The sequence below is a fragment of the Ornithinimicrobium sp. genome (assembly GCF_035267225.1).
Lineage (GTDB): Bacteria > Actinomycetota > Actinomycetes > Actinomycetales > Dermatophilaceae > Ornithinicoccus.
This window is the reverse complement of record NZ_DATFMA010000059.1, coordinates 23,016-31,400: the sequence shown is the minus strand read 5'-3', so window position 1 is coordinate 31,400 and position 8,385 is coordinate 23,016. Positions and strand designations below refer to the sequence as shown.

8 protein-coding genes and 3 tRNA genes are annotated in these 8,385 nt (G+C 69.4%); 6 read left to right on the top strand and 5 right to left on the bottom strand.

Features of this window, described 5'->3' with window-relative positions; translation table 11 throughout:
- Positions 1-824, top strand: an 824-nt coding sequence (locus tag VJ976_RS04945) for a hypothetical protein (protein WP_324099002.1), incomplete at its 5' end; no start/stop codon positions are given.
- Between the two features lie 56 nt (positions 825-880).
- Here the strand turns inward: VJ976_RS04945 and VJ976_RS04940 are convergent.
- Positions 881-953: transfer RNA gene (locus VJ976_RS04940), tRNA-Arg, on the bottom strand.
- A gap of 137 nt (positions 954-1,090) precedes the next feature.
- Here VJ976_RS04940 and VJ976_RS04935 point away from each other — a divergent pair.
- Positions 1,091-1,372 (top strand): hypothetical protein, encoded by a 282-nt coding sequence (locus tag VJ976_RS04935; protein ID WP_324099001.1) that lies wholly within the window; start codon positions 1,091-1,093, stop codon positions 1,370-1,372.
- Positions 1,373-1,434: 62 nt separating this feature from the next.
- On the opposite strand, the gene VJ976_RS04930 is transcribed toward VJ976_RS04935, so the two are convergent.
- A tRNA-Ser gene (locus VJ976_RS04930) sits at positions 1,435-1,525 on the bottom strand.
- A gap of 155 nt (positions 1,526-1,680) precedes the next feature.
- Between VJ976_RS04930 and VJ976_RS04925 the strand changes: the two genes are divergently transcribed.
- Positions 1,681-3,291, top strand: a complete 1,611-nt coding sequence (locus VJ976_RS04925) for an LCP family protein (RefSeq protein WP_324099000.1) — start codon at positions 1,681-1,683, stop codon at positions 3,289-3,291.
- Between the two features lie 103 nt (positions 3,292-3,394).
- Here VJ976_RS04925 and VJ976_RS04920 read toward each other — a convergent pair whose 3' ends face one another.
- Positions 3,395-3,598 carry a cold-shock protein gene (locus VJ976_RS04920; RefSeq protein WP_324098999.1) on the bottom strand — a complete coding sequence of 68 codons (204 nt, stop codon included), beginning with the start codon at positions 3,596-3,598 and terminating at the stop codon, positions 3,395-3,397.
- A 245-nt stretch (positions 3,599-3,843) separates the two neighbouring features.
- Between VJ976_RS04920 and VJ976_RS04915 the strand changes: the two genes are divergently transcribed.
- Together VJ976_RS04915 and VJ976_RS04910 are read left to right on the top strand one after the other, a co-directional pair.
- A tRNA-Ser gene (locus tag VJ976_RS04915) sits at positions 3,844-3,926 on the top strand.
- Positions 3,927-4,011: 85 nt separating this feature from the next.
- Positions 4,012-4,356 carry a YtxH domain-containing protein gene (locus VJ976_RS04910; protein ID WP_324098998.1) on the top strand — a complete coding sequence of 115 codons (345 nt, stop codon included), beginning with the start codon at positions 4,012-4,014 and terminating at the stop codon, positions 4,354-4,356.
- Positions 4,357-4,433: 77 nt separating this feature from the next.
- On the opposite strand, the gene epsC is transcribed toward VJ976_RS04910, so the two are convergent.
- Both epsC and cysK read right to left on the bottom strand, forming a co-directional pair.
- Positions 4,434-5,027: a serine O-acetyltransferase EpsC gene (gene epsC / locus VJ976_RS04905; protein WP_324098997.1), complete on the bottom strand. Its 594-nt coding sequence runs from the start codon at positions 5,025-5,027 to the stop codon at positions 4,434-4,436.
- Complete coding sequence (gene cysK / locus VJ976_RS04900) at positions 5,027-5,956, bottom strand: cysteine synthase A (protein WP_324098996.1); 930 nt, start codon at positions 5,954-5,956, stop codon at positions 5,027-5,029. The genes epsC and cysK overlap by 1 nt, the downstream gene beginning before the upstream one ends.
- Before the next feature lie 158 nt (positions 5,957-6,114).
- Here cysK and VJ976_RS04895 point away from each other — a divergent pair, with 158 nt between their 5' ends.
- Positions 6,115-8,385, top strand: coding sequence for a 4Fe-4S dicluster domain-containing protein (locus tag VJ976_RS04895; RefSeq protein ID WP_324098995.1), 2,271 nt, complete (start codon positions 6,115-6,117; stop codon positions 8,383-8,385).

Below are 8,385 nucleotides of genomic sequence, written 5' to 3'. Positions count from 1 at the left end.
CACAGAGCCGCACCGGGCAGCGTTCTCGGTGGGCACGCTGGTCGGCGATCGCCGGGGTGGCCGGGGTGGTGCTCGCCTGGTGGGCCTCGGGTGTCTCACTGGCGGGCCTGACCTCGGAGCGCACCCTGGCCCTGACGACCTCCCTGCTGGGCGACCTGTTGCCGCCCGCACTGCCCCAGGGCGGATGGGGTGCGCTCCTCGGCTCCGTCGCCGACACGCTCGCCATGGCCGTCCTGGCCATGGCGGTGGCGGTCGCGATCACCCTGGTGCTGGGACCGTGGGCCACGAAGTCACGGCCCCCACTCGGCCAGCAGGCGGGTGCGGGCCGGCGCACGGTCGGTTGGTCGACCTGGGTCGTGGCCCGGCTGGTCCTGTTGTTCCTGCGGTCCGTTCCCCCGACCGTCTGGGCGATCGTCGCGCTCCTGGCGCTGTTCCCCGGCATCCTTCCCGGCGCTCTGGCGCTGGGGCTGTACACGGGAGGCATCCTGGGCCGGCTGGTCGCAGAGTCCTGGGAGAGCATCGACACCCGCGCCCGGGACGCTCTTCTGCACTCGGGGGTGCGGCCGACGCTGGCCTCCCTGGCCGCCGTCGTACCGCCCTCGAGCCACCACCTGCTGACCTACACGCTGTACCGGTTCGAGATCTGCGTGCGGGACACGGCGGTGGTCGGTGTGGTCGGAGCCGCCGGCCTGGGGCGGCTGCTCGCCGAGAACCTGGCATCGTTCCGTTTTCCGGTGGTGACGACGGTGCTGCTCGCCTCGTTCGCGGTCAGCGTGGGAGCCGAGCTGCTCGGCCGCTGGCTGCGCCGCGCCACGCAACCCTGACCGCGAGGCGACCGCTGCTGCGAGGTGATCCGGGAGCAGAGCCGGTGGGGGGCCTGCGCGCCCGAAGGGATTCGAACCCCTAACCTTCTGATCCGTAGTCAGATGCTCTATCCGTTGAGCTACGGGCGCGGACTGCCTGCTGGCAGCGGCTGTGAACAATACCGGATCGGGTTCAGGCCCGTGAAATCCCTGGGCACCGCCGTCACGCTGACGACAGCCCGCCGCGCTAAGGTCCTAGGAATGTCACCACGAAGTGAAGGTCACCCATGAGCCCCGAAGGCCCAGAGGACAGCCCAGAGGTCAACGAGCCGACCAGCACCTCGGCGGTCGAGCCCTTGCCGCCGGGCAGCAACGCCGAGGAGGTCGTGGACGCGATCGACGAACGGATCCGCGAGAGCTGGAAGAACATGGACTCCGAGGACGACACGGAGATGGAGAAGGGGAACAGCCCCCACGGCGGGGGCTCCGCCAGTGAGGACGAGACCGAACCGGAAGGCGGCTCGGAAGGCACGGGGAAGGAGGACGACGCAGGAGAACCGACGGGGTGAGGCCGCCGCCAGACGGCCCTCGTGGCCGGAGCCGGCGACGAGGGAACGTCCTGTGACAGGGGCGGAGGCGGAGGGATTTGAACCCTCGATGGGGTTGTAGCCCCAAACCCGCTTAGCAGGCGGGCGCCATAAACCAGACTAGGCGACGCCTCCCCGGTCCGCCGCGACGCGCAAGGTTATGCCGCCACGGAACGGCGTTCAGGCTACCCGCGCGGGGTAGCGTTCACCAAACAGCCAGGAACATCACCGACATTGCTCGCAGGGCCCGACCGCCGGAGTGCCCTGTGACCGCTACGAGGGGTCGAGGTATGCCGGACCAGCCGCCGGAGCGTGGGGGGGAGAGCTCCCCCCATGGCGCCGACGACCCCTCCGCCTCCCGCGGCCGCGGGCAGCATCGCGAGCGGCTGGACGAGGCCGCCCCTACCTCGCCGACCGTGCGGCAGATTCGGCGGGCGTACACCCTGACCGCGCTCGGCACGCTGGTGCCCGGCGCCGGTCTGTCGCTGACTCGTCGCCGGGTCGTCGGCCTGGCGATGATGGTTCTCACCCTGGTGCTGCTCATCGGTCTGACGTGGTACGTCGTCGGCCGCGGCGCGGAGGAGTCGGTGCTGCAGCTGGGTTCGCGCCCGGTGCTGCTTCGGCGCCTCGGGATCGCCGGGTCTCTGCTCGTGCTGGCCTGGATGGCCTCGGTGGTGTTCACCGCACTCATCAGCGCGCCACGCGGACTGGCCATCGGCCAGCGATGGGGGCTGCGCGTGTTCACCGCGCTCATGTGTGTGCTCCTGATCGCCCCCACCGCTCTCAGCTGGCGCTACGTCAACGCCCACACCGAGGCGGTCGACCGCATCTTCGTGGGTCGCCAGAGTCCGCAGAGCAGCGACACCGACGCCGCGATGCCCAACCTCGAGACCGAGGACCCGTGGGAGGAGGTGCCGCGCGTCAACGTGCTGCTCCTGGGCTCTGACGGCACCGACACGCGCGAGGGTGTCCGCACCGACACGATGCTGATCGCGAGCATCGACACCGAGACCGGCGACAGCGTCCTGTTCGGCATCCCCCGCAACCTCGAGCGCGTCCCGGTGCCCCAGGACAACCCGCTGTCGAAACGCTGGCCCGACGGCTACGACTGCGGCGACGACTGTCTGATGAACGGGGTCTGGACCGAGGCGATGGACTTCGCCGAGGAGCGGCCGCAGCTGTACGCCGACGACCCGAACCCGGGGCTGACCGCCACGCGCGAGGTGCTCTCCGCCGTCATCGGACAACCGATCGACTACACGGCGATCATCAACCTCAAGGGCTTCCGCGACCTCGTCGACGCGATGGGCGGCGTGGAGATCGACGTCCAGGAGCGCCTGCCGATGGGAGGACGGACGACCTACACCTGGGACGGGCGCCCCATGCTGGTCCCCGGGAGCGAGTCGGGATACCTCGAGCCGGGGCTGCAGACGCTCAACGGGTACCAGGCCCTGTGGTACGCCCGCTCACGCATCACGACCGACGACTTCAGCCGGATGCGACGGCAACGTTGTGTGGTGGCGGCGATGGTCGACCAGGTGAACCCGCTGAAAATGATCCGGCGCTACCCGCAGATCGTGGGTGTCGCCGGCGACAACGTCAAAGCGGACATCTCCCAGGACGAGCTTCCCGCTTTCGCCGAGCTCACACTGAGGGTCCAGAACGGCACGATCCGGTCGCTGCCGTTCACCATCGAGAACACCAACGTGGGCAACCCCGACTTCCGACGCCTGCGCCGAATGGTCACCGAGGCGATCGAGCCCCCCCAGCCCACCGCCCCCGACCGGTCCGAGCAGACGAAGCAGCCGCGCACCGAGGAGCCTGCCCCCCCGGAGCCGGCCGGGCAGGAAGAGGACGAGAAGCCCTCGGACGAGCTGGAGGAGGTCGGCACCGTCTGCTGAGGCGAGGCCGGCCGGCACCTGGACGGACAGACAGAACGGCCCGCGATCCCACGGGGATCACGGGCCGTTCCTGGTGAGGCTCGCTTACCGAGCACTCACAACGTCAGACGGGGCGAACGGCGTCCGCCTGCGGTCCCTTCGGGGACTGCGTGACCTCGAACTCGACCCGCTGGGCCTCGTCGAGCGTCTTGTAGCCGTTGCTCTGGATGGCCGAGTAGTGGACGAACACGTCCGGGCCTCCACCATCCTGCGCGATGAAGCCGAAGCCCTTTTCCGCGTTGAACCACTTCACGGTTCCCTGTGCCATGTGAACTCTCTCTGTTATGCGTGTGCGTCACAACCCCCACGGTGTGGGAGGTGGGTCGAGATGGAACCCCCCACTCGCCAGGACCTGCCTGGCGGTGCCGTCGTGCCGAACCCGGGGGCTCAGCGTGTACTTCACTGCGAGGAACTGCAAAACAACCGCGCCAACCGTAGCAGCATTCTGCCCGTCGACCACGCTCGGCAGTCTGGGATGATGCGCTGTGGGACACGGTGTCATCCTGGTGTCCGGGAGGGTTCGCATAGTGGCCTAGTGCAGGCGCCTTGAAAGCGCCCGACGGAAACGTCCGTGGGTTCGAATCCCACACCCTCCGCCGGCGCGGCGGCGCGCTGCATGGCGACCTGGTGGGCCTGGGACTAGGCTCGACGCGAACCGTCAATCGAGCGAAGGGAGCCAACATGCGCAGACTCATTCTGCTCGCAGGTGTGGCGATTGGGTACGTACTGGGCGCCAAGGCCGGCCGCGAGCGCTACGAGCAGCTCGCCGACCAGGCCAGCAAGGTGTGGTCCGACCCACGGGTCCAGACCAAGGTGGGTGAGGTCAAGGATCAGGCCCCGCAGGTGGCGGCCAAGGTCGGCGACCGAGCCAAGACCGCTGCCGGTCAGGCCAAGGCGAAGGCCGGCGGCCGGGAGACGACCGACGGCGAAGGGACGTACGAGAACCCGACGGGCTCGGTCGACGCCGACGGCGACCTGGTCGTCGACGCGACGGGCTTCGGCCCCGGTGGCGAGAGACTTCCCTGACCCCTGCCCTCAGCAGACCGTGACCAGCAGTGGCGCGCCACCCGTCGGTGGCGCGCCACTGCTGTACGGGTCACCAGCTAGATCCAGAGCGCCGGCTCGTTGTACAGCGCCTCGGTCGGGTCCTGCTCCGGTGCGGGCCGACGGATGCGAGCCGGCACTCCGGTTGCGACCGCGCCGTCCGGCACGTCCTTGACCACCACCGCATTGGCGCCGACCTGAGCACCCGCGCCGATGACGACCGGGCCGAGGACTCGCGCCCCTGCCCCGAGGACGGCCCCGTCCCGCACCGTCGGATGACGCTTCACCGGGTCCATCGAACGCCCGCCGAGGGTCACCCCGTGGTACAGCATGACGTCGTCACCGACCTCGGCCGTCTCGCCGATGACCACGCCCATGCCGTGGTCGATGAAGAAGCGCGCCCCGATCTGCGCGCCGGGGTGGATCTCCACTCCGGTGGCGGAGCGCACCGCTTGGGAGAACAGACGAGCCGCAAGGCGGCCGCGACCACCCCGGCGCCACAGCGCATGGCTGAGTCGGTGCGCCCACAGGGCATGCAGCCCGGGTGTCGCCAGCGCCATCTCCAGACGGCTGTGCGTCGCCGGGTCACGACGCACCGCCGCGTCGAGGTCCTCCGTCAGGGTGGACCAGGCGCGGTGTGCCGCCCGAGCCATCAGTCGGTCATGCCCTCGAACAGCACCGTGGACAGGTAGCGCTCCCCGAAGTCGCAGACGATGACCACGATCGTCTTGCCGGCGTTCTCCTCCCGGGCCGCGACCTGCAGGGCGGCCCACACGTTGGCCCCGGTGCTGATGCCGGAGAGGATGCCCTCCTGCGTGGCCAGCTCGCGCGCGGTGCGCAGGGCGTCGTCCAGGGTGACGTCGACGACCTCGTCGTAGATGTCGGTGTCCAGGATGTCGGGCACGAAGTTGGCGCCCAGGCCCTGGATCTTGTGCGGGCCGGGCTGCCCGCCGTTGAGGATCGGGCTGTCGGCGGGCTCCACGACCACCAGGCCCACGTCGGGTTTCTGCTCCCGCAGGTAGCCTCCGGCGCCGGTGATCGTGCCCCCGGTGCCCACCCCGGCGACGAAGATGTCCACGGCGCCGTCGGTGTCCTCCCAGACCTCCGGCCCGGTGGTGGCGCGGTGCACAGCAACGTTCGCGGGGTTGGCGAACTGACGAGCCCGCACGGCACCGCGCTCCGCCGCGATCTCCTCGGCCTTGGCTACGGCACCCTTCATGCCCTCCGGCCCCGGGGTGAGCACCAGCTCGGCACCGTAGGCCTTGAGCAACGCGCGGCGTTCCAAGCTCATCGTCTCCGGCATCGCCAGCACCACGTTGAAGCCTCGGGCCGCTCCCACCATGGCCAGCGCGATCCCGGTGTTCCCGGAGGTGCCTTCGACGATCGTCCCGCCTGGCTGCAGCTGACCGGACTCGACCGCGGCGTCGATGATCGCGTTGCCGATACGGTCCTTCACCGAGGCAGCCGGGTTCTGGGACTCCAGCTTGACCAGCACCTGGGCGTCGATGCCCTCGGTCAGCCGGTTCAGCCGGACCAGTGGGGTGTGGCCGATCACCTGGGTGATGTCGTCGTGGACGCGCACGGAGCTCTCTCTTTCGTCAGGGCAGGAGCAGGGACGGGGCCCGCCGTCGGGTACAGCAGGTGATACATCTTCTAAGGCCGGGTTATTCCAGTTCCCCCACGCCGAGGTCGGTGCGTGCCGCTATATCGTCGGCGCACCCGGATCCGTAGCATGCGCCTATGCCAGCGCAGCAGATCGTCGCGATCATCATCGGGCTGAGTGTGACCGCGGTCGCCCTCGTGCTCTTCGCCCAGGCCATCACACGCTTCGTGGCCCGGTTCCGCCTCGGAGCGCCCGAAGCCACGCCGCGCACCGACCGCGCTGGGCAGCGCGCCGCCACCCTGGTGCGCGAGGTGTTCGGACACACGCGGATGGCACGCAAGCGCTGGGTCGCGGTGGCCCACTGGGTCGTGATGATCTCCTTCGGTCTGCTCTTCCTCACTCTCGTCAACGCCTACGGTCAGCTCTTCAGCCCCTCGTTCGACCTCTGGGGCCTGGCGCACTTCTTCCCGCTGGCCTGGGGCTTCGAGCTCTTCGGCTGGGGGGCCATCCTCGGCATCCTGACCTTGGTCGTGGTGCGACAGCGCGAGCACCCGCGCCAGCGCGGGCGCCGGAGCCGCTTCTGGGGCTCGACCTTCTGGCAGGCCTACGTCGTCGAGGGCGTCATCTTGGGGGTGGGCCTGTGCATCATCACCCTGCGCGGCCTGGAGTACGCGCTGGGTTCGGCGGAGGGCGCGAGCTGGGCCACGAGCCTGAACTTCCCGCTCACCGCCTGGCTGGGCTCTGCGTTCGGCGGGGTCTCGGTAGCCGCCCTGGAGAATGCGATCGTCTTCGTCGCGCTGCTGAAGATCCTCATCTCCATGGCCTGGATGATCATCATCGCCACGACGCCGACGATGGGCGTCGCCTGGCACCGCTTCCTGGCGTTCTTCAACATCTACCTCAAGCGCGACCCGGCCGGAGGCACGGCGCTGGGGCAGCTGGAGCCGATCGCCGTCGCCGGCAAGCCGGTGGACTTCGAGGCCATCGAGGACCTGGACGAAGATGCCGCCCTCGGCGTCGGCTCGGTGGAGGACTTCACCTGGAAGGGGCTTCTCGACTTCTCCACCTGCACGGAGTGTGGCCGCTGCCAGGAGCAGTGCCCGGCGTGGCACACCGAGAAGCCGCTGTCTCCCAAGATGCTCGTCGTCGCCCTGCGCAACCATCACCACGAGAAGGCACCGTGGTTGCTGGCCAGCGACGAGCAGCGCGAGGCGGCCCAGAAGGGCGGTGAGGGCATTCCCGCGACAGCCGTCGCCGAGGCCCAGCGGGCCCTGGTCGGCGCCACCGAGGGTGACGCAACCACCCCGGACGGTGGAGGGGTCATCGACCCCGACGTGCTGTGGTCCTGCACCACGTGTGGCGCGTGCGTCGAGCAGTGCCCGGTGGACATCGAGCACGTGGACACCATCGTCGACATGCGGCGCTACCAGACGCTGATCGAGTCGGCCTTCCCTAAGGAGCTGGGGGGGCTGTTCAAGAACCTGGAGAACAAGTCGAACCCGTGGGGCATGTCGGCCCGCGCCCGGATGGACTGGGCGAAGGACCTGGACTTCGAGGTGCCCCTGGCCGGCGGTGACATCGAGAACATGGCTGACGTCGACTATCTGTTCTGGGTGGGGTGTGCCGGGGCATTCGAGGATCGGGCCAAGAAGACCACCCAGGCCGTGGCCACGTTGCTGCACATGGCCGAGGTGAGCTTCGCGGTGCTGGGCGACGGGGAGTCCTGCACCGGCGACCCGGCCCGCCGCTCGGGCAACGAGTTCCTGTTCCAGATGCTGGCGAGCGCCAACGTCGAGATGCTCGGCGAGGTCAACGCGACCAAGATCGTGGTGACCTGCGCGCACTGCTTCAACACGCTCAAGAACGAGTACCCCCAGCTGGGCGGGCACTACGAGGTGATCCACCACACGCAGCTGCTCAACCGCCTGGTGCGTGAGAAGCGCCTGACCCCCGTGGCGCGGCCCGCCGAGGTCGCCTCCTCCCCCCTGGCCTCCACGGCGGAGACCGTCACCTACCACGACCCGTGCTACATCGGACGTCACAACGGTGTCTACGCACCGCCTCGGGAGCTCATCGGCGCGCTACCCGGCGTGCAGCTGGCCGAGATGCCCCGCAACAGCGAGAAGTCGTTCTGCTGCGGAGCCGGCGGCGCCCGGATGTGGATGGAGGAGAAGCTGGGCACGCGGATCAACATGAACCGCACCGAGGAGGCGTTGGCCACCGGCGCCGACCGGATCGCCATCGGCTGCCCGTTCTGCCGGGTCATGCTCTCCGACGGCCTGGCCCAGAAGCAGGCCGAAGATGCACGCGAGGAGGTCGAGGTCGTCGACGTCTCCCAGATGCTGCTGGCCGCCTGCACCCGCGCGCCGGAGCAGGAGGACGCGGAGACGGTCACCGAGCCGGCATGA